The following is a 19,090-nucleotide window of genomic DNA, read 5'->3' as shown; positions in this document are numbered from 1 at the left end:
CGCCCGGTTTGCGCCGGCGGGGTTTTGGATTCGTGTGTTGATCCAGTCCCTACGGCGCATTGCCGACGACCACCACCACACGCACGACGACCACTGCGGCTGGTTGCGCAGTTGCTAGTAGGGTCGAGGTGAACATGGATGCTGTCATTGGGGACCTGTGTTTGGAATCTATTGATAGAATTTATACAAACACAGCTTTTCGGGCATGACAATGGAAATATTTTCATCTGCGCAAAAATGCGTCGAAGATCACGTTTCGTTTGTTGCGTGCAGAAAACAAAAAACCTCGCCTGAGCGAGGTTTTTTTTCAGAGGTTTTGCGGTTGGTCGCCGCAGAACACACTGTGTTACGTCAACGCAAAAAGTATACGCGATCGAAGACGAACGCGCAATTCAGGCACGGATTTTGACGTTTTTGAGTATGGACCGCCTTCTGAATTTTGTCCAAAAAAATACTGTTCATGCATACAGTACTTATCTATACTGAGGGTGTTCGCAGTGAGCGAGGGGGCCGCAGTTCTACCGGCGCAACGAAGTCCTGGCTGAAACGGGTGGTGCCGTCAGTGCCTTAACCCCCTGAAGTGAGCACACTGTGTTACGTCAATCCAGGTGCTGGTCACAGGCGGCGGAAAGGTACGCCAGCATCGTGCTCCTTTTAACCAAAAGGAGACGCGTATGAGCGTAGTGGATATGGTGATACTTATCCTCAAACTCATTGTTGCTGTACTGCAACTACTTGATGCTGTCCTGAAATACCTTCGGTGATTCAGGTTCAAGTCGCACCTGAGAGGGGCGGGCAACCGCCCCTCTTTAATAACGAGGGAATGCTATGTCGCGTCTGTTAATTGAGCCTGTCACGCCAGAAGAACCAGGCTATATCGCCTTAAAGGCCGAAAGTATCGCATCGAATTTCAACATGCTGCGCCGGCTGGAAGAGAACTGGCAGCGCGGTGAAAACCGTTTTAACGCACCGGGTGAAAAGCTGCTGGGCGCCTTTTTGAACGGCAAGCTGGTGGGCGTATGCGGTCTTAACCGCGATCCCTTCAGCCAGCAGCCGCGCGCCGGCCGCATTCGTCATCTCTACGTCAGCGAGAAGTGCCGCGGGCTGGGCATTGGTAAGCAGCTTCTGACTGTGGTAATGGCCGATGCCAGCATCTGGTTTGATTTTCTCAACACCCACGCGCCGGACGCTGCATACGGGTTTTATCATCAGGCGGGCTTTACGCTGGTCTCGGATGAACCACGGGTCACACACCGTCTGTTTTGCGCGGTGTGACCGGCTGGCAGCATCAGGTTGCGAATGTTACAGTTGAGTGACAATTCACCGCCAGATACGCCATGACCATTACCGTCTTCTGCATTTTACTGTTCGCCGCGCTGCTGCATGCCAGCTGGAACGCCATTGTTAAAGCCGGTACAGACAAGCTCTATTCAGCAATCAGTGTTAGCGGTTCCGCCGCGTTTATCGCCCTGGTATTACTGCCCTTCTCCCCACAGCCGTCTGCTGCCAGCTGGCCGTTTTTAGGGGTCTCCTGCGCGCTGCAGGTGGTGTACACGGTGCTGGTTGCAAAGACCTACCAGGTCTCCGATATGAGCCAGACCTATCCGCTGATGCGCGGTACGGCACCGCTGCTGGTGGCATTGATAAGCGTGCTGGTGCTGGGAGATAGCCTGTCATGGCTCGCGTGGTCCGGCATCGCCGTGATCTGCCTGTCGATTCTGGCTATGGCCATGAACGGCCGCATGACGTCGCGTAAGGGGGTCTGGCTTGCACTGCTCAACGCCTGCTTTATCGCCGGGTATACGCTGGTCGACGGCACCGGCGTGCGGTTATCAGACACCGCGCTGGGCTATACGCTGTGGACCTTCTTTATGAATGGCTTCTGCCTGCTCTTCTGGGCGATGATGGCACGCCGACGCGAAGCTTCCAGATACCTGCGTACGCACTGGAAAAAAGGGCTGCTCGGGGGTATCGGCACCATGGGCTCTTACGGCCTGGCGCTCTGGGCGATGACCCAGGCTCCGCTGGCCGTGGTCGCCGCCCTGCGTGAAACATCCATTCTCTTCGGGGCGCTGATCGCATTTGTGCTGTTAAAAGAGAAGGTTGCGGGCCTGCGTATCGCGGCCGCAGTGGGAATTGCGGGCGGGGCGATCCTGCTGCGCCTGGCATAAATCACTGGCAACATTAGTTGCCGATCTTGTTTACAAATCCTGCCTTTATCCCTTCTGACATTCATCACAGGAATGCTTAATTTGTCATCTCTCTGTGGTAGATTCCTCGCGCATTTATGGGAATGCGTAGTCACTTATTCTTTATTTCTCTCTTTTGGCAAAAGTATTCAGCGACATGAAAAAACACAGGAACGTTAACTTATTGTTGATGCTGGTGTTACTGGTGGCCGTCGGTCAGATGGCGCAAACCATCTACATTCCGGCGATCGCCGATATGGCAAAGGAACTTAACGTCCGCGAGGGCGCAGTACAGAGCGTAATGGCAGCTTATCTGCTGACCTATGGCGTTTCGCAGCTGTTCTATGGACCGCTGTCTGACCGCGTCGGGCGTCGCCCGGTGATTCTGGTCGGTATGTCCATTTTCATGGTGGCGACGGTGATTGCCATTACTACCCATAACCTGACCATATTGATTGCCGCCAGCGCCCTGCAGGGTGTCGGCACCGGCGTCGGAGGGGTGATGGCGCGAACCCTGCCACGCGATCTCTATCAGGGCACCCAGCTCCGCCATGCCAACAGTTTGTTAAATATGGGGATTCTGGTGAGCCCGCTGCTGGCGCCGCTGATTGGTGGCCTGCTCGATACGATGTGGTCCTGGCGTGCCTGCTACGCTTTCCTGCTGGTGCTGTGCGTAATTGTGACCTTCAGCATGGCGCGGTGGATGCCGGAAACCCGGCCAACGGACGCGCCACGCACCCGCCTTATCACCAGCTATAAAACGCTGTTCGGCAACGGCGCGTTTACCTGTTATCTGCTGATGCTGGTTGGTGGCCTGGCGGGTATTGCCGTGTTTGAAGCCTGCTCCGGCGTGCTGCTGGGTGCCGGGCTTGGCCTGAGCAGCATGGTGGTCAGTATCCTGTTTATTCTGCCCATCCCGGCCGCGTTCTTTGGTGCCTGGTTTGCCGGCCGTCAGAACAAGCGTTTCTCAACGCTGATGTGGCAGTCGGTGATCAGCTGCCTGCTGGCAGGTCTGATGATGTGGATCCCGGGGCTGTTTGGCGTGATGACCGTCTGGACGCTGCTGATCCCGGCGGCGCTGTTCTTCTTCGGCGCGGGGATGCTGTTCCCGCTCGCCACCAGCGGCGCAATGGAGCCGTTCCCGTTCCTCGCAGGCACGGCGGGCGCACTGGTGGGGGGACTGCAGAACATCGGTTCCGGCGCGCTGGCCTGGCTCTCGGCGATGATGCCGCAAACTGGCCAGGCTAGTCTGGGGTTGCTGATGACGCTGATGGGGCTGCTGATTTTACTGTGCTGGCTGCCGCTGGCGTCGCGTGTTCCCCATCACGAGCAGCCGGTTTAACCGCATGATGGCCCGGCTTCTCGCCGGGCTTTTCACAAACAGGCGCGATCATGGCCTGCAGCAGCGGCTCTGGTGCAGGACGCCAGGCACCCTCTTCCCCGTCGTAAAACTGAATATCCGCGTTGATAGCGTAGGGAACTTTGGCCTTTTGCAGTTCGCAGGCCATAAACGAGGCAAACGCCATTTGCGATGCGGTGGGGGTGAAGTGAGTTGATTCACCCACGCCCCAGCCGCCCACCCAGCTGACGTGACCGGTTTTTTGCTGCCAGTGCAGCGCGGTCGCAATGCGATTATGGATAGCCGCTTTCTCCGCCACCGTCCCGGACGTCCAAGGATATTTACCGTTACTCTTTAGCGGACCCCACGGGAAAATGTGCCACTCCGCCAGCAGATAATTTTGGCTGTGCGCCGGGAGTTTCAGGCTGGGGAGATCCTCTGGCGCAGCCCGCAGACGTGGCGCGATGAAGATCATGCGATTAGCATCAATTGCATGAATGTCTTTGACAGTTTTCTCGTAAACCCGGTTAAGTGACGCGGCGTTATGGTTGAGCTTGTCCGCCGGTTCATAAATCAGGTCAAAACCCAGCAGGGGATAGCTTTGGCCGAAGTAGTGCGCCACGGCAATCCACCAGTTAATCACCTCTTTTTCCGTCTCGGCTTTCGGGTCGTTTTTATATTCATCGGCCTGATAAGCGATAATCGGGATCACCCCGTATTGCTCGCAGGCTTCCACCAGCTTACGCAGATGAATCAGCCGCGCCTCCGTCGGTTCATCGGCCACGCGGATACGCACATGGCTGATACCCTTCGCACGAAAATCGCGAACCACCAGCGGATCGAACTCCCGAATGCCGCGCTCGGTGCGCGCCCAGTCTACGTCCATCCCCACGCCCAGCTTTTGCGCATAAAGCGCAGCCGTCAGCGGGGGCTCAGCGGCAATCACCCAGCCGGAAGAGAACAGTAACGCAGTGGCAATCAAAGGCTTTAACACGGTGTACCTTGCGAGAAATCAAAAGCATTACCTGTATTTAGCACGCTTTTTCACATTTGGTGTAGCGCCAAAGCGTAATAATTCTTCAGCCAGCCAGTTCTCTCAGCCAGCTAATAAAGGCATCAATTTTCGGCCACTGTCGTCCTGGCAGGGTCGACATGTAGTAATGCTGATGGCATTTAAGCGTTTTCTCCCCAAACGGTGCAATCAACTCACCGCGTTCGAGCCGCTTTTGTACCAGCCGTTTTCGCCCCATCGCGACCCCGACATGGTTCATTGCCGCGACAATCGCTAAATCAGAACGATCGAAGCCAATGCCCGATGATGATGGCATGTTCACTGCAAAATGTGCCGCCCAGCTGAGCCATTCGTCGGTACCGGAATCGTTGCTCCAGGCCTGGCGATCGTGCAGGAGCGTACAGTGGCTGAGGTGGGCGGGATTTTTCAGCAGGTCATGCTCCCGGGCATACGCCGGCGAGCAGACGGGTAAAATCGCCTCGTCCATCAGGAAGTGATGCGTCAAATTGGCTGGCGGCGTATCGTCGAAATAGAGCGCCAGATCGATACCGGTTCGCTGCATATTGACGTTTTCATTGCCGGTCAGGATGGTCAGCGAGATCGCGGGATAACGCCGGGTGAAATCCCCGAGCATGGGCACCAGCCAGCACTGGGCAATCGACGGACGAGAGTAAACCGTCAACGTACCGGACAGCGCCTGGTTCTTGATATCCAGGATCTCCTGGTTCAACGTATCCAGCGACGATTTCAGCGTCCAGTAGACGCGTTTACCCTCCTGCGTCAGCTCCACTTTACGGTGGGAGCGGACAAACAGCGCTATCCCTAATTCCTCTTCCAGCAGGTTGATACGGTGGCTCACCGCACTGGGGCTGAGCGACAGCTCCTCCGCCGCCAGCGCGAAGGACTCGTGGCGGGCGGCCACTTCAAACGTATACATTTTTGACAGCTGCCAGCCGTTTAACAGCCGGTTTCGGCCTTCATTTGCGTCATTCATCGCACTTCTCACACAGACTTTTGCTGCTCAGGATACCGCTCAAAGTTGAATTTATGTGAACCAAACACGCATTAAGTGCGCTTTTTTGAGTCCAGTCACGCGTTTGATCCAATCTGGCTCATCTGAAAGGCAATTTATATCGTTTGTCAGCACCCGCTGATTTTTCGTCCAATACCCGTAAATAACATAAGGGTGAGGTGAGATATGGGTGCTCAGGTCTGGGTTGTGGCGACGCTGCTCATCAGCATCGCGTTAATCGTATTAACTATCGTAAAACTGAAGTTTCACCCGTTCCTGGCGCTGCTGCTGGCGAGCTTTTTTGTCGGTGCCATGATGGGAATGCGCCCGCTGGACATGGTGAATGCCATTGAAAGCGGTATTGGCGGCACGCTCGGCTTCCTGGCGGCGGTGATCGGGCTTGGCACCATCCTCGGCAAAATGATGGAGGTGTCCGGTGCGGCAGAACGCATTGGGATAGCGCTTCAGCGTTGCCGCTGGCTGTCAGCCGATGTCATCATGGTACTGGTGGGGCTTATCTGCGGCATTACGCTGTTTGTTGAAGTCGGCGTCGTCCTGCTGATCCCGCTGGCCTTCTCCATCGCCAAAAAGACCCATACCTCGCTGCTGAAGCTGGCCATTCCCCTCTGTACCGCGCTGATGGCGGTGCACTGCGTGGTTCCGCCGCACCCGGCGGCCCTGTTTGTCACGAATAAACTGGGGGCGGACGTGGGGACGGTTATCGTCTACGGTCTGATGGTTGGCCTGCTGGCCTCGCTGGTTGGCGGCCCGCTGTTCCTGAAATTGCTGGGCGATCGCCTGCCCTTCAAAGCCGTCCCGGCTGAATTTTCTGACCTCAACGTTCGTGAAGAACATACGCTGCCCTCGCTGGGAGCCACGCTGTTTACCGTGCTGCTGCCCATTGGCCTGATGCTGGTGAAGACCCTCGCCGAGCTGAATATGGCAAGAGAAGGCACGCTGTATACGCTGCTGGAATTTATCGGTAACCCGATCACCGCCATGTTCATCGCCGTGTTCGTCGCCTATTACCTGCTGGGGCTGCGCCAGCATATGGGGATGGGTACGATGCTGACCCATACCGAGCACGGCTTTGGCGCCATCGCCAACATTCTGTTGATTATCGGCGCGGGCGGCGCGTTTAACGCCATCCTCAAAACCAGCGGCCTGGCCGATACCCTGGCGCACATTCTGTCGAACCTGAATATGCACCCGATCCTGCTCGCGTGGCTGGTGGCGCTGGTTCTGCACGCGGCGGTGGGGTCGGCCACGGTGGCGATGATGGGCGCAACTGCCATCGTCGCACCCATGCTGCCGCTCTATCCCAACGTCAGTCCGGAGATCATCACCATTGCCATCGGTTCCGGTGCCATTGGCTGCACGATCGTGACCGATTCCCTCTTCTGGCTGGTGAAGCAGTACTGCGGTGCCAGCCTGAACGAGACCCTGAAGTACTATACGACGGCGACGTTTATCGCCTCGGTACTTGCACTTGGCAGCACATTCCTGCTTTCTTTCATTATCTGAGCGCGAAGAGACGTACTATGGAAAACGCAACTATCAGCACCTTAACCGCACAGTTCCCTCTGATTGAGGATCTGATTGCCCTGAAAGAGACCACCTGGCTAAACCCGCGCACCACCTCGCTTGCTGAAGGGTTGCCGTATGTCGGGCTGAGCAAAGCCGATGTGGACGATGCGCATGCACGCCTTAACCGCTTTGCGCCGTATCTGGCAAAAGCGTTCCCCGAAACGGCGGCCACACAGGGGATTATCGAGTCCGAGCTGGTGGCTATCCCGGCGATGCAGAAAAGGCTGGAGAACGAATCGGGGGTGGCCATTCCCGGCACGCTGCTGCTGAAAAAAGACAGTCATCTGCCTATCTCTGGCTCCATCAAAGCGCGCGGGGGCATCTATGAAGTGCTGACTCACGCCGAAAAACTGGCGCTGGAAGCAGGGTTGCTGAGCGTCGAAGACGATTACAGCATCCTGCTGGAACCGCGTTTTAAAGCGTTCTTCAGCCAGTACAGTATCGCGGTGGGATCCACCGGCAACCTCGGGATGTCCATTGGCATCATGAGCGCGCGCATCGGCTTTCAGGTTACGGTGCACATGTCTGCCGATGCCCGTGAGTGGAAAAAAGCCAAACTGCGTAGTCACGGTGTGATCGTCGTGGAATATGAGCAGGATTACGGCGTGGCGGTGGAGCAAGGACGTAAGGCCGCGGAGAGCGATCCGAACTGTTTCTTTATCGACGATGAGAACTCCCGCACGCTGTTCCTCGGCTATGCGGTGGCAGGCGAGCGGCTAAAAGCGCAGTTTGCTGCGCAGGGCCGCGTGGTGGATGCGGAACATCCGCTGTACGTCTATTTGCCCTGTGGCGTCGGTGGCGGCCCTGGCGGCGTGGCGTTTGGCCTGAAGCTGGCCTTTGGCGACAACGTACACTGTTTCTTCGCCGAGCCGACGCACTCCCCGTGCATGCTGCTGGGCGTCTACACCGGGCTGCATGATGCCATCGCCGTGCAGGATCTGGGTATCGACAACGTGACGGCCGCCGACGGGCTGGCGGTTGGACGCGCGTCTGGCTTTGTGGGCCGGGCGATGGAGCGGCTGCTTGACGGGTTCTATACCCTTTCCGATCAAAGCATGTACGACATGCTCGGCTGGCTGGCGCAGGAAGAAGGCATTCGCCTTGAGCCGTCGGCGCTGGCGGGCATGGCCGGGCCGCTGCGTGTTCCTGTCGCATCCGCGAACGCGACCCATCTGGTCTGGGCAACCGGCGGCGGAATGGTGCCGGAAGACGAGATGGCGAAGTACCTGGCTAAAGGGAAAAAATAAACTGCAGATGGGTGACCGCAAACAGCAGTGACAACGACAGCACCGCGAGGGCGATCAGGAACTTATCGCGCACCGCCTTCGGCTGTACAAAATCGTCCTGCGTCACATCCATTACGTTGCGACTGCGGGTATAGCGCCACAAAACGATCGCCACAAGCGCCAGCACGACCAGTGAGATCCAGAATGGCACGCCTGTGCGATGCCAGTTGTGCTTGATGGCGAGGGCAATCAGCGCGCCATACCCCAGTAACGTACGCAGCCAGGCCAGCGACGTCCGCTCCGGCTGCAGGCCGGGGTCGGCTTCGCGTCGCGCTTTGCGGTTATCCACCATACAACACCAGCACCATCACCACGCCCGCTACCGCCAGCAAAATCATGCTGATGATGAGTAACCCACGCGTATAGGGGAGATCCTGCTTGAGCCGCATCGCCTTTTCGTTACGCAGCCAGCGCAGGTAGCCGTAAATGGCCAGCACGCCGGCAAACAGGCACAGCAGCAACGCCAGCACTTCACGGATCAGCGGCGTGGCAAAATCAGGCGCGAGCTGGTCAAGCCCCACACCTGCGGCGAGAAAGCCCAACGCGGTGCGGATCCATGCGAGGAACGTACGCTCATTAGCCAGCGAGAAGCGGTAGTCAGGGGCTTCACCGAGGCGGGAAATTTTCATGAAGATTCCTTGTCTGCTACAGGCAGGTTCCAGCATAGCGTAAATCGACAAGGACAAGGAGACCGGCATCGGGCGATGCCGGTCAGGACGATTAATGCAGCGCTGGCCAGTACGCTTTGTTGGCCTCGATCAGGTCATCCAGAATCGCTTTCGCAACGGAGGCGCTCGGCACCGTTTTCGACAGCGTAATCGCCTGCCACAATTTCTGGTACGAGCGCTGCTCCCAGGCATCCACTACCAGTTTTTCCACCGCTACCTGTTGGCTCATCAACCCTTTCTGGAAGTGTGGAATATCGCCCACCGTTAACGGCTCCGGCCCGTTATGACCGACCAGGCACGGAATTTCTACCATCGCGTCGGCATCAAAGTTATGAATGGCACCGTTGTTGGGCACAATCAGCAGCATGCGCTCCTGAGTGTTGAAGGCAATCGCAGTCGCCAGATCGACGATGTACGACGCATGTTCGTCGATTTCCAGCTCCCCGGCGGACGATATACCGGCTTCGATAATCGCCCGGCAGGCGCTGAACACATGCTTCTCACGATGATCCATCACCTCGTTAGCGCGCGTGCGTTCCGGATTGGAGTGCGCGACCACGTAGTCCGGGAACAGGTAATATTTCAGATAGGTGTTTGGCATGGTGTCCGGATCCAGCGCCTGCACATCTTTTGCCTTCGCGAACGTGTCGTTCCAGCTGGCTTCGGTATGGGCATTGTCAGAGGGCGGCACATAGCCATTTTTCGCGACATATTCGCGCAGTTTCGGCATTAAATCATTGCCGTTTGCATCTTCAATGGATGTCCACCATCCGAAGTGGTTCAGCCCGTAGTAACGCACGCGCATCTCTTTACGGTCTTTAAGGCCGACTATCTGCGCCATACGCCCTTCAATGCCGATGGGCATATCGCAGATGTTGAGGATTTTGGCGTTGGGTCGCAGGCGACGGGTCGCTTCAGCCACGATGGCCGCCGGGTTCGAGTAGTTCAGCATCCACGCATTCGGGGAGTATTGCTCCATATAATCGACCAGCTCCAGCACGCCGCCAATAGAGCGCATGCCGTAGGCGATCCCGCCGGGTCCGCAGGTCTCCTGACCCAGCACACCGTGACGCAGGGGGATTTTCTCGTCTTTTTCACGCATCGGGTATTTCCCCACGCGGATATGTGCCATCACAAAATCGACGTCGGTAAAGGCCGCTTCAGGATCGGTGGTGTAGCTAAACTCAATCTCCGGAGCCTGCTCTTTAAGGATGATCTTGCACGCCTCGGCGATGGTCTCCTGACGTGCGCCGTCGTTGTCATAGAATTTCAGCGCGCGCAGCGAAAAACGGTCGCGGTTGGCTAACAGCATCAGGACGATACCCGGCGTGAAGGTACTGCCGCCGCCTGCAATGACAACTGAGAATTTTTTCATGATATAGCCTCTGTCAGGGTAGTTTGTTCGTTTGTTGAAGGGGTTTTCATCAGCGATTCAAGCTGGTCTCGCACCTGAGGAACGTGCAGTCCAACAATCACCTGAATGCCGTTGCCGCGTCGCACCACACCGTGTGCGCCCAGGGCCTTAAAGACGTCGTCGCGTTGGGTTTGCGCCATGTCGACCAGCGCGATACGTAAGCGGGTGGCGCAGTTATTAATGCTTTCGATATTGGCCGCGCCGCCCAGCGCCTGCAGGAATCCGGCGGCTTGCCCAACCTGCTGGCTGGCGGCAGCCGGTGCGGTGGTTTGCCCGCGTGCCGCTTTATAATCCGCCTTGCTGTAAAGTTTGACTTCGCTCTCTTCACGGCCCGGGGTTTTAAGGTTCAGCCGTTCAATCAGCGTTTTGAAGACCACGAAATAGAGGCCGGTGAAGCAAAGACCGATACCCATCTGGGTGAATACCGTCGAGGCGTGGTTGTGGAACATGGGGATCCAGTTTTGCGGCAGGAACTGGTCCAGCAGTCCGCCGCCCATGTTGCCCACGACGCCGAAGATGTACATCACCGTCGCCATCGTGGCAGCCAGAACGGCGTGGACGGCAAACAGCAGCGGCGAAATGAACAGGAAGGTGAATTCCAGCGGCTCGGTAATGCCCACCAGCACGGCGGTCAGCGTGGCCGGGATCAGCAGGCCTGCCACTTTGACGCGGTTTTCCGGTGACGCGGTGTACCAGAGCGCCAGCGCAATCCCGACAGAGCCAAACACTTTGGCGTTGCCATGAAGCGCAAAACCGCCTTCCGGGAACAGGGTTTTCAGCGGCAGCGTGCTTTGGCTAAATTCCTGAAGATGCTGCGCCCAATAAACCTGGATGCCGCCCTCGACCGCTGCCGGGCCAAAGATAAACGGACCGTAGACAAAGTGGTGTAATCCGGTAGGGATCAGAATGCGTTCCAGGAAGGTATAAACCCACACCCCCAGCGCCCCGGCAGAACGTAAAAAGGCCTGCAGGGACTCAATGCCGAGCTGCACTTTCGGCCAGCCCATCAGCGTCAGCCAGGCGCAGGGGATCATCACAAAGAACGCGAGGATAACGACAAACGAGGTGCCCTGAAAAATCCCCAGAAAAACAGGCAACTGCTTGTCGAAATAGCGGTTGTGGATAGCGGTGACAATCCCCGAAATCACAATCGCCCCAATGATGCTGGTATCGAGCGTTTTGATACCGGCAATCATGGCCAGTCCGCTGCCGGCAGTGGGCTCAGCGGCGAAGTCGACGCCAAAGAAATGACCCCATGTCATCCCCATCGCATTGATAAAGTAGTTCCAGGCCAGAAAACTGATCAGCACCGCCAGACAGGCGCGGCCCTGCACCTGCTTCGCCAGACCAATCGGTAAACCCACGGCAAAAATCAGCGGCATATTGCGAAACACCGCCCAGCCGCCCTCTTCAATGATGTGAACAATTTGCGCGAACAGATTATCGGGGGCGGTTAAGGCCTCGCCCACAAACAGCGGGTTGCGAAGCATGATGGCGATTCCGACCACGATCCCGGCAAAGGGAAATAACAACACCGGGGTAAACATGGCACCGCCAAATCGTTGTATTTGACTGAGCATTTTTAAATCCTCACGTAACAACCTGTAGGGGGTAGAGGCCTTTATGATTTTTTGCTGGGCCTGAAGTGAGCATAAGAATTTACCCATGGGCGAACATGACGTGCCGCTGCGATTCGTGATCGCATTCATGGTTTTATTTTGACCAATCAGGTCTACTTTTCGTGGTTAATATGGACATGTCAGGACGCAAGCCACGCGTTAATACGGGCAGAGAGGTCTACTGGTGATCTACAAATCTATCGCTGACAGGTTGCGGCTGCGGCTGAATTCGTCGGACTACAATATCGGGAGTCCGCTGCCGGGTGAGAAAGCGCTGGCGCAGGAGTTTGGCGTGGCGCGGATGACCATTCGAAAGGCGCTGGATCTGCTGGTGAACTGGGGGCTGGTTGAACGCCGACACGGTAGCGGGACATTCGTGGCGCGTAAAGATGTCCACCACGAAACCACCAATCTGACCGGGCTGGTGGAGGTGCTGCGCCAGCAGGGAAAAGAGGTGCAGAGCAAGGTGCTACAGTTCGAAGTGATGCCCGCCCCGCCCGCTATCGCCAGCCAGCTCCGCATTCAGGTGGATGAGCGCATCTACTTCTCGCGCCGGGTGCGTTATGTCGACGGAAAACCCCTGATGCTGGAGGACAGCTTTATGCCCGTGAAGCTGTTCCGCACGCTTTCACTGGCACATCTGGAAGGGTCGAAGTTTGATTACATCGAGAAGGAGTGCGGAATAACCATCAGCGGCAACTACGAGAGCCTGACGCCGGTGCTGGCAGATAAACAGCTCGCCGGTTACCTGAACCTGCCGGAACAGACGCCGCTGCTGCGGATAACGTCTCTTTCCTACAGCGACAGCGGCGAATTTCTCAATTATTCCGTGATGTTCCGTAATACCCGTGATTACCAGGTGGACTACCATCTGCGGCGCATCCACCCGGACGATCTGCTAACTCATCCCCCAGAACAGCACCGCCAGTAGCTGCGGGGTAATAATGCGCAGGAACATCACCAGCGGGTAGACCGTGGCGTATGACAGCGCCGCCGCGCCGCTGGTGGCGTGCAGGTTGTTGGCAAAGGCCAGTGCGGGTGGGTCAGTCATTGATCCGGCGAGCATGCCGCAGAGCGTCAGATAGTTCATTTTGGCGAACATCCGCGCCAGGATCCCCATCGTCAGGAGCGGAATCGCCGTGATAAATATCCCGTAGCCGACCCAGCTCATCCCCTCGCCCTTCACCAGGGTATCGATAAAATCGCCCCCGGATTTCAGGCCGACCACCGCCAGAAACAGCACAATTCCCAGCTCGCGCAGCGCCAGGTTGGCGCTTGGCGGCATAAACCAGTAGAGCTTACCGATACAGCCGATACGCCCGAGGATCAGCGCCATAATCAGCGGTCCACCCGCCAGGCCCAGCTTGAGCGCGACCGGAAAACCTGGGACATACAGCGGAATGGAGCCAAGCAGCACCCCCAGCCCGATACCGATAAAGACCGGCAACATTTGCACCTGCTGCAGTTTTTGCTGGGCGTTACCCACCATGTCCGCTACCGCATCAATGGATGACGGGCGTCCGACCAGGTTCAGGATATCGCCGAACTGCAGGCTGGCTTCCGGGCTGGCGACCAGTTCCACCCCAGCACGGTTAAGACGGGAGATCACGACGTCATAGCGCTCTTTAACCTGCAAATCGCGTATTTTCTTGCCAAGCACGTGCTCGTTGGTCACCACGACGCGCTCTACACGCATATCGGTGCCGCGCGTGGAAAGCGAGGTCTCCACCTCCTGACCAATCACCAGCCGCGCGTTGTTTAAATCCCCGGGCTGTCCGACCAGGTGCAGCAGGTCACCCTGCTGAATAATGGTCCCGGGCGCGGGTACCATCAGCATATCGTCACGTTTAAGGCGCGAGCAGATAATATTGGCGCTGTTCAGGATCGGCACATCCTGAATCGCCATATTGTTGAGGTTGGGGTTATCGACGCGAATGTTGATGGTTTTGATCGGCATATGGCCGTTGGTGAGCGTAGTTTCGTGGTCTTTCGCCTCGTTTTCGACGTTAATGCGAAAGAGTACCCGCACCAGCCACATGGAGAGCAGAATGCCGCAAATCCCAAACGGATAGGCCATGGCGTAGCTCATCCCCATCTGGTCGACAATACCGGGAGAGATGCCAAGGTCGCGCAAAATTTGCTGCCCTGCACCCAGTGCAGGCGTATTGGTGACCGCCCCGGAGAAAATACCCAGCACCACCGGCAGAGGAATATCGAAGAGCTTATGCAGAATGGCGGTGACCAGCCCTCCCATCACCACAATGCCGAAGGCAAACAGGTTCAGCCGTAATCCGGAGACCCGAAGGGAAGCGAAAAAGCCAGGCCCCACCTGAATACCGATGGTGTAGACGAAGAGGATCAGACCGAATTCCTGGATGAAATGGAGCATTTCGGCGCTGAGCACCAGCCCAAGCTGGTCGGCAAAATGGCCGACAAAAATCCCGCCGAACAGCACCCCGCCTATCCCAAATCCGACGCCGCGGATTTTAACATTGCCAATCCACAGACCCACCACTGCGACCAGGGCCAACACGCTAACGGTTAACGCGATATCACTCATGATCCACTTCCTGTGCATAACCTTAGTTATGCTACGGATTCTCTCAGAGCCGCACGCGGTTGTATGGGCGATGGCGCACAAAAAAGCCCTGCCGGGGCAGGGCGTTATCTTTTCATCCTCTCCCTGTGGGAGAGGCAACAACCCGCAGAGGGTTAACTGTTCAGCGCAGGACGCTCGCTAATGGCGATACGCTGCGGTGCAATGGCTTCCGGCACGTTGCGGGTCAGGTCGATATGCAGCAGCCCGTTGGTAAATGTCGCGCCGGACACTTCCATATGGTCAGCCAGAGTAAAGCTCAGGCTAAACGGCTGATTAACCAGGCCCTGGTGCAGCCATTTGGTCTCGGTTTCTTGTTTTTCCGGCGTACCTTTCACGGTCAGGCGCGTGCCTTCGAGCTGAATATCCAGATCGTCCTGGCGGAACCCGGCCAGCGCAAGGGTGATGCGATAGTGGTTGTCATCGCTTTTTTCGATGTTGTACGGCGGAAACGTCTGTTGCTCGGTGGTGCTTTGCAGGGCATTAGCCAGTTTGTCAAAACCAATCCACTGACGCAGCAGGGGGGATAAATCGTAGTTACGCATACTAAATCTCCTTCTGAGAAGCGAGTTCGGCACAGTTTATTTTTGTGCGCAGTTGTTCCTGCAAATCCTCATGGATTCACATATGCTCCCATTACGGCAAGCAATTCTGGGTGGGCCGCTCGCGCGACCCGCATAATCAGTTGATCTCGATACGGCGCGGTTTTTTCTCTTCCGGAATCACCCGTTCCAGTTCGATAAACAGCAGGCCGTTGACCAGGTTCGCGCCTTTCACGTGAATGTTCTCGGCTAACTGGAACTTGCGTTCAAAGTTGCGCTCGGCGATACCCTGATAAAGGTAGGTGCGTTCTTTCTGCTCAGCCGTATGTGAACCTTTCACCACCAGCAGGTTGTCCTGCGCGGTGATCTCCAGTTCGTTCTCTGCAAAACCGGCGACGGCAATGGCGATGCGGTAGTGGTTTTCATCCACCAGTTCAACATTGTATGGAGGGTAGCCGTTGCTCTGGCTTTGGTTATTTTCTAAATGGTTAAACAGGCGGTCAAAACCAATTGCAGAACGGTATAGCGGGGAAAGATCGAAGTTACGCATAAATAAAAGCTCCTGAAATCAGCGAGAAATTGTAGCCTTCCACCATGGACAGGCCAGTGTGCCCCTGAACACCCCGCAGGCGTGTTCGTTATCGGGTTACATTCTTAAAATGGGTCTGGAACCGGTCTTTTCAAGCGCAGCGGACGCACTTTTTTTTGCACTTTCGTGCATCTCGCTTAGACTGGGACAACAGCACAAAGGGTTAAATTGCGATGGCTGCCACAGTGCGGGGTTATCGGGCTATCCATTTTGAACGAGGCTCGCTATAACCCTGAGTTGCAGGTTTATGCAGTGCCATTAACGATGACTGAGTGATGATGAAAAATGTTCTGATAAAGCTGACGACGTTCAGCGGGGTTGTTTTACTTTGCGGGTGTTCGAGCGTGATGTCTCACACCGGCGGTAAAGAAGGAACATATCCGGGGACGCGTGCCAGCGCTGAGATGATCTCCGATGACGATACCAACTGGGGCACAAAATCCCTGGTCATCCTGGATATGCCGTTTACGGCTGTGGCCGATACGCTTTTGCTGCCGTGGGATATGTTCCGTAAGGACAGCTCCGTGCGCTCGCGGGTAGAGAAAAGCGAGCAGCAAAATCTGGCCACCAATTCCGTCATTCCACCCGCTTAACGCCAACGCGTTAACGCTGCCCGGTTTCCGTTAGCCAAAGCTGACGGAAACCTTCTGTCTCTTCCATCCATGCAATAAAACGCCCGTCCGGGGAAAACACGACCGCATCACCAGACGGTGGATTGCCGTGATCGGACGTCAAAAACGTCACCTCTCCGGTTTGCGCATCACAGCAGGCAATCCGCTCTTCCAGCACAAATCCCAGACAGTGACCGGCTGGGTGCCAGGTAAATGCCGACTGAATGTCACTTTCGTTATGCGTCAACTGGCGTGGTTCGCCGCCTTCTGGAGCGATAAGCCACAGCTGCACAATGCCCTTATCATCACGCATCAGAAACGCAATCTGCGTCCCCTGCGGGTTGCAGCGCACCCAGTGACGCGGCACGTTTACCAGCCCCGGGAATGCCCGCTGGTGGGTAAAGGTCAGCCGGCGCTGCATGACACCCGCCGGGGGCGCAGGCAGCGTCTCAGGAGTCCCCTGCAGCGGCGCATCGCCCGCGCGTTTCCATCCCTGCTCGTCGTTGGGCAGATCCACAATAAACAGTTCTGGCACTTTCTCGCCTGTCGCAGACACGGTATCGCCGATAAACGCCAGCCTGTCATTGCCCACCCAGCCCTCTTCATAGGCTCGGTTGATCTCATCGCTGCCGGGCTGAGGCGCGGGCGTCGTGCGGCTCACCAGCACGCTCCAGAAGGTGCCGGAATATTCACGTGGATGCGTCCCTTGCGGCGTCACCGGGCCAAAAGGCGCTGCGACGCCGACGTTACGTAAATCGAGCTTCGGGTCACGCTCATGCAATACATGGTCGTTGTAGGTAAAGCTCACGAACTGTCCGTCAGGGCTAAAAACGTGCACGTGGCTGCCGCCACGCAGCGCGCCTGCGGTATAAGGCGGCGTGATATCCATGGCATCCAGGTTACTCACCTGACCGTTGTGTACAACCACGCCCTGACGATGATGAAAATCGTAGTGCCAGTCTGCATCCGGGTTTTCCGGGCCGTGGATAAAGACATATTTGTCCTGCTGCGGATGAACGGTCACCACGCCAACATGCGCACCGTGACTGGCGCGATAGATCACCTCGACGTCACCCGTAATAACATTGACCCGCTCAATGGTTTCACCGGTAAACGATGCGCCGGATGGACGCACATCGTACGCCAGCCACTGGCTGTCCGGCGTCCAGGTATTGATATTGGTAAGCTGGTGATGACGGGAGGCGAAGGTGATTTGTTTCATGGCGTTACCCTGATGCGCAGTTATCGCATCAGGGTAAAACATTGCGGGGAATTAGCCTACACGTTTGACGTCACCTACCAGCAGGATATAGGAGAGCGCACCGAGCAAGGCCACTGCGGAGATATAGATCAGTGCCGGGCCAAAGCCATAGTCCTGAGCCAGATAACCGATGACCAGCGGAACCGTGATCCCCCCCAGGCCGCCGACAAAGTTGAACACGCCACCGGTCAGACCAATCAGGCGCATCGGGGCCAGCGAGGAGACCAGCGACCAGGTGATGGAGGCAAAACCGTTACCGAAGAACGCAATCGCCATCAGCGTCATAATCCAGACCGGATCGTTGGTGTAGTTTGCGCCCATGATGCAGGTGGAGATCAGCAGCCCGCAGATAATAGGCGTTTTACGCGCGACACCCAGCGAGAACCCTTTTTTCACCAGCCTGTCCGCCAGCCAGCCGGAAAGCAGCACACCAAAGAAGGCCGCCAGGAACGGTACGGTGGTCATAAAGCCTGCCTTCAGCGCGGTGATGCCTTTTTCCTGGGTCAGATAGTTCGGGAACCAGGTCAGGAAGAACCACAGCGTGGAGGTCACCGCGAACTGCCCCAGATAAACCCCCACCAGCTTGCGGTGGAAAACCAGCTTCCAGTCGGCTTTGGTCAGCGGCTGACGCGCCTCTTTTTTCACCGGCGCATCGCCATCCACCAGGCCGCCACCGTCGCGGATATAGTCCAGTTCAGCTTTGCTGATACTTTTGGTGAGACGCGGCGGTTGATAGACCTTGAACCAGATCAACGACCAGATAATGCCGATCCCCCCGGTCACAATAAAGACCCAGTGCCAGCTCAGCAGTTCCTGGATCCAGATCAGCAGCGGCGTCAGGAACGCCAGGCCGACAAACTGCCCGGAGGTGTAGAACCCAACGGCCGAGGCGCGTTCATGCTCCGGGAACCAGCTGGTCACCATGCGGTTATTGGTCGGAAACGCCGGGGCTTCGAAAATCCCGGTGATCGCACGCAGGCCAATCAGCGACATCAGCCCGGTGGCAAAGCCCTGGAACAGGGTCGCCACCGACCAGCCGAAGATGGCAATGAAATAGGTCAGGCGCGAGCCGACGCGGTCAAGGAACCAGCCGCCGGGGATCTGGCACAGCGTATACAGCCAGGCAAACGCCGAAAAGACGTAGCCCATTTCCGCTTTGCTGATCCCAAACTCCTCCTGAATATGGGCTGAAGCCACGGCAAGGTTGGCGCGGTCAACGTAACAGATGACCACAGTAATAAAAATCATGACCAGCGTCAGGTAGCGCCGACGCCCGGTTTTTGCAGCAGTAACAGGAATATCCATCGCAATCTGTCTCCAGATTTTGGGCATAGCGAAGCCGCTCACCATGCCCTGTAATTTACA

At 56.8% G+C, this 19,090-nt stretch carries 20 protein-coding genes and 1 other annotated feature; of the genes, 8 read left to right on the top strand and 12 right to left on the bottom strand.

The genetic code is table 11. The features are described from left to right. Positions 1 to 49: 49 nt before the first annotated feature. Complete coding sequence (ivbL, locus tag ACN9MQ_RS00155) at positions 50 to 148, bottom strand: ilvB operon leader peptide IvbL (RefSeq protein WP_071605430.1); 99 nt, start codon at positions 146 to 148, stop codon at positions 50 to 52. A gap of 526 nt (positions 149 to 674) precedes the next feature. Between ivbL and tisB the strand changes: the two genes are divergently transcribed. The 4 genes from tisB to emrD all read left to right on the top strand — a co-directional run bounded on the left by tisB (position 675) and on the right by emrD (position 3,531). After that, positions 675 to 764: a type I toxin-antitoxin system toxin TisB gene (gene tisB / locus ACN9MQ_RS00150; protein ID WP_020684667.1), complete on the top strand. Its 90-nt coding sequence runs from the start codon at positions 675 to 677 to the stop codon at positions 762 to 764. A 64-nt stretch (positions 765 to 828) separates the two neighbouring features. Then, positions 829 to 1,275, top strand: coding sequence for a GNAT family N-acetyltransferase (locus tag ACN9MQ_RS00145; RefSeq protein WP_014167984.1), 447 nt, complete (start codon positions 829 to 831; stop codon positions 1,273 to 1,275). A gap of 62 nt (positions 1,276 to 1,337) precedes the next feature. Then, positions 1,338 to 2,171: an EamA family transporter gene (locus ACN9MQ_RS00140; RefSeq protein ID WP_020882736.1), complete on the top strand. Its 834-nt coding sequence runs from the start codon at positions 1,338 to 1,340 to the stop codon at positions 2,169 to 2,171. Positions 2,172 to 2,346: 175 nt separating this feature from the next. Then, positions 2,347 to 3,531 carry a multidrug efflux MFS transporter EmrD gene (gene emrD / locus ACN9MQ_RS00135; RefSeq protein ID WP_020882737.1) on the top strand — a complete coding sequence of 395 codons (1,185 nt, stop codon included), beginning with the start codon at positions 2,347 to 2,349 and terminating at the stop codon, positions 3,529 to 3,531. Here the strand turns inward: emrD and ACN9MQ_RS00130 are convergent. Continuing rightward, a complete protein-coding gene (locus tag ACN9MQ_RS00130) occupies positions 3,434 to 4,522 on the bottom strand; it encodes a cellulase family glycosylhydrolase (protein ID WP_244047562.1) in 1,089 nt (362 codons plus the stop codon). The genes emrD and ACN9MQ_RS00130 overlap by 98 nt on opposite strands. Positions 4,523 to 4,607: 85 nt before the next feature. Continuing rightward, positions 4,608 to 5,534: a DNA-binding transcriptional regulator DsdC gene (gene dsdC / locus ACN9MQ_RS00125; RefSeq protein ID WP_025206531.1), complete on the bottom strand. Its 927-nt coding sequence runs from the start codon at positions 5,532 to 5,534 to the stop codon at positions 4,608 to 4,610. Positions 5,535 to 5,738: 204 nt separating this feature from the next. Between dsdC and dsdX the strand changes: the two genes are divergently transcribed. Together dsdX and dsdA are read left to right on the top strand one after the other, a co-directional pair. Then, positions 5,739 to 7,076 carry a D-serine transporter DsdX gene (gene dsdX, locus ACN9MQ_RS00120; RefSeq protein ID WP_014167979.1) on the top strand — a complete coding sequence of 446 codons (1,338 nt, stop codon included), beginning with the start codon at positions 5,739 to 5,741 and terminating at the stop codon, positions 7,074 to 7,076. Positions 7,077 to 7,093: 17 nt separating this feature from the next. Continuing rightward, positions 7,094 to 8,386 (top strand): D-serine ammonia-lyase, encoded by a 1,293-nt coding sequence (gene dsdA, locus ACN9MQ_RS00115; protein WP_032680040.1) that lies wholly within the window; start codon positions 7,094 to 7,096, stop codon positions 8,384 to 8,386. Here the strand turns inward: dsdA and ACN9MQ_RS00110 are convergent. The 4 genes from ACN9MQ_RS00110 to ACN9MQ_RS00095 form a co-directional block, all read right to left on the bottom strand. Next, the gene (locus ACN9MQ_RS00110) at positions 8,370 to 8,717 is read right to left on the bottom strand and encodes a DUF202 domain-containing protein (protein WP_014167977.1); all 348 of its coding nucleotides are present in this window, start codon (positions 8,715 to 8,717) and stop codon (positions 8,370 to 8,372) included. The two genes, dsdA and ACN9MQ_RS00110, sit on opposite strands and share 17 nt — an antisense overlap. After that, positions 8,707 to 9,054 carry a YidH family protein gene (locus ACN9MQ_RS00105; protein WP_020882741.1) on the bottom strand — a complete coding sequence of 116 codons (348 nt, stop codon included), beginning with the start codon at positions 9,052 to 9,054 and terminating at the stop codon, positions 8,707 to 8,709. The genes ACN9MQ_RS00110 and ACN9MQ_RS00105 overlap by 11 nt, the downstream gene beginning before the upstream one ends. A 91-nt stretch (positions 9,055 to 9,145) precedes the next feature. Then, positions 9,146 to 10,468 carry a 6-phospho-alpha-glucosidase gene (locus tag ACN9MQ_RS00100; protein ID WP_151712494.1) on the bottom strand — a complete coding sequence of 441 codons (1,323 nt, stop codon included), beginning with the start codon at positions 10,466 to 10,468 and terminating at the stop codon, positions 9,146 to 9,148. After that, on the bottom strand, positions 10,465 to 12,087 hold the full coding sequence (locus tag ACN9MQ_RS00095) for an alpha-glucoside-specific PTS transporter subunit IIBC (protein ID WP_426021506.1): 1,623 nt from the start codon (positions 12,085 to 12,087) through the stop codon (positions 10,465 to 10,467). The genes ACN9MQ_RS00100 and ACN9MQ_RS00095 overlap by 4 nt, the downstream gene beginning before the upstream one ends. A 223-nt stretch (positions 12,088 to 12,310) precedes the next feature. Between ACN9MQ_RS00095 and ACN9MQ_RS00090 the strand changes: the two genes are divergently transcribed. Further along, positions 12,311 to 13,057 carry a GntR family transcriptional regulator gene (locus tag ACN9MQ_RS00090; RefSeq protein ID WP_014167973.1) on the top strand — a complete coding sequence of 249 codons (747 nt, stop codon included), beginning with the start codon at positions 12,311 to 12,313 and terminating at the stop codon, positions 13,055 to 13,057. On the opposite strand, the gene ACN9MQ_RS00085 is transcribed toward ACN9MQ_RS00090, so the two are convergent. The 3 genes from ACN9MQ_RS00085 to ibpA all read right to left on the bottom strand — a co-directional run bounded on the left by ACN9MQ_RS00085 (position 13,025) and on the right by ibpA (position 15,814). Continuing rightward, complete coding sequence (locus ACN9MQ_RS00085; RefSeq protein WP_020882744.1) at positions 13,025 to 14,686, bottom strand: putative transporter; 1,662 nt, start codon at positions 14,684 to 14,686, stop codon at positions 13,025 to 13,027. The genes ACN9MQ_RS00090 and ACN9MQ_RS00085 overlap by 33 nt on opposite strands. Positions 14,687 to 14,838: 152 nt before the next feature. After that, positions 14,839 to 15,267 carry a small heat shock chaperone IbpB gene (ibpB, locus tag ACN9MQ_RS00080; RefSeq protein WP_025202652.1) on the bottom strand — a complete coding sequence of 143 codons (429 nt, stop codon included), beginning with the start codon at positions 15,265 to 15,267 and terminating at the stop codon, positions 14,839 to 14,841. Between the two features lie 136 nt (positions 15,268 to 15,403). Continuing rightward, entirely contained in the window at positions 15,404 to 15,814 is a 411-nt protein-coding gene (gene ibpA / locus ACN9MQ_RS00075; RefSeq protein WP_008500162.1) for a small heat shock chaperone IbpA, read from the bottom strand. After that, positions 15,808 to 15,880: a sequence feature (ROSE (Repression Of Heat Shock gene Expression) occurs in the 5'-region of heat shock genes and acts as an RNA thermometer to modulate expression.), on the bottom strand. It overlaps the preceding gene by 7 nt. A 248-nt stretch (positions 15,881 to 16,128) precedes the next feature. Here ibpA and ACN9MQ_RS00070 point away from each other — a divergent pair. Continuing rightward, positions 16,129 to 16,446, top strand: a complete 318-nt coding sequence (locus ACN9MQ_RS00070; RefSeq protein ID WP_025202651.1) for a YceK/YidQ family lipoprotein — start codon at positions 16,129 to 16,131, stop codon at positions 16,444 to 16,446. Between the two features lie 10 nt (positions 16,447 to 16,456). On the opposite strand, the gene ACN9MQ_RS00065 is transcribed toward ACN9MQ_RS00070, so the two are convergent. Then, a complete protein-coding gene (locus ACN9MQ_RS00065; RefSeq protein WP_073397608.1) occupies positions 16,457 to 17,686 on the bottom strand; it encodes a DUF3748 domain-containing protein in 1,230 nt (409 codons plus the stop codon). Positions 17,687 to 17,737: 51 nt separating this feature from the next. Further along, on the bottom strand, positions 17,738 to 19,075 hold the full coding sequence (locus tag ACN9MQ_RS00060; protein ID WP_080271857.1) for an MFS transporter: 1,338 nt from the start codon (positions 19,073 to 19,075) through the stop codon (positions 17,738 to 17,740). Between the last annotated feature and the right edge of the window lie 15 nt (positions 19,076 to 19,090).

This window comes from Enterobacter sp. R-25 (assembly GCF_049913205.1).
GTDB classification, from domain to species: Bacteria; Pseudomonadota; Gammaproteobacteria; order Enterobacterales; family Enterobacteriaceae; genus Enterobacter; species Enterobacter ludwigii.
This window is presented reverse-complemented; position numbering and strand designations above follow the sequence as displayed.

What these genes read in the sequence shown, in the direction of transcription:
- ivbL (WP_071605430.1), bottom strand. Translation starts at nt 148, where the DNA reads ATGACAGCATCCATGTTCACCTCGACCCTACTAGCAACTGCGCAACCA.
- tisB (WP_020684667.1), top strand. Translation starts at nt 675, where the DNA reads ATGAGCGTAGTGGATATGGTGATACTTATCCTCAAACTCATTGTTGCT.
- ACN9MQ_RS00145 (WP_014167984.1), top strand. Translation starts at nt 829, where the DNA reads ATGTCGCGTCTGTTAATTGAGCCTGTCACGCCAGAAGAACCAGGCTAT.
- ACN9MQ_RS00140 (WP_020882736.1), top strand. Translation starts at nt 1,338, where the DNA reads ATGACCATTACCGTCTTCTGCATTTTACTGTTCGCCGCGCTGCTGCAT.
- emrD (WP_020882737.1), top strand. Translation starts at nt 2,347, where the DNA reads ATGAAAAAACACAGGAACGTTAACTTATTGTTGATGCTGGTGTTACTG.
- dsdC (WP_025206531.1), bottom strand. Translation starts at nt 5,534, where the DNA reads ATGAATGACGCAAATGAAGGCCGAAACCGGCTGTTAAACGGCTGGCAG.
- dsdX (WP_014167979.1), top strand. Translation starts at nt 5,739, where the DNA reads ATGGGTGCTCAGGTCTGGGTTGTGGCGACGCTGCTCATCAGCATCGCG.
- dsdA (WP_032680040.1), top strand. Translation starts at nt 7,094, where the DNA reads ATGGAAAACGCAACTATCAGCACCTTAACCGCACAGTTCCCTCTGATT.
- ACN9MQ_RS00110 (WP_014167977.1), bottom strand. Translation starts at nt 8,717, where the DNA reads ATGGTGGATAACCGCAAAGCGCGACGCGAAGCCGACCCCGGCCTGCAG.
- ACN9MQ_RS00105 (WP_020882741.1), bottom strand. Translation starts at nt 9,054, where the DNA reads ATGAAAATTTCCCGCCTCGGTGAAGCCCCTGACTACCGCTTCTCGCTG.
- ACN9MQ_RS00100 (WP_151712494.1), bottom strand. Translation starts at nt 10,468, where the DNA reads ATGAAAAAATTCTCAGTTGTCATTGCAGGCGGCGGCAGTACCTTCACG.
- ACN9MQ_RS00095 (WP_426021506.1), bottom strand. Translation starts at nt 12,087, where the DNA reads ATGCTCAGTCAAATACAACGATTTGGCGGTGCCATGTTTACCCCGGTG.
- ACN9MQ_RS00085 (WP_020882744.1), bottom strand. Translation starts at nt 14,686, where the DNA reads ATGAGTGATATCGCGTTAACCGTTAGCGTGTTGGCCCTGGTCGCAGTG.
- ibpB (WP_025202652.1), bottom strand. Translation starts at nt 15,267, where the DNA reads ATGCGTAACTACGATTTATCCCCCCTGCTGCGTCAGTGGATTGGTTTT.
- ibpA (WP_008500162.1), bottom strand. Translation starts at nt 15,814, where the DNA reads ATGCGTAACTTCGATCTTTCCCCGCTATACCGTTCTGCAATTGGTTTT.
- ACN9MQ_RS00070 (WP_025202651.1), top strand. Translation starts at nt 16,129, where the DNA reads ATGATGAAAAATGTTCTGATAAAGCTGACGACGTTCAGCGGGGTTGTT.
- ACN9MQ_RS00065 (WP_073397608.1), bottom strand. Translation starts at nt 17,686, where the DNA reads ATGAAACAAATCACCTTCGCCTCCCGTCATCACCAGCTTACCAATATC.
- ACN9MQ_RS00060 (WP_080271857.1), bottom strand. Translation starts at nt 19,075, where the DNA reads ATGGTGAGCGGCTTCGCTATGCCCAAAATCTGGAGACAGATTGCGATG.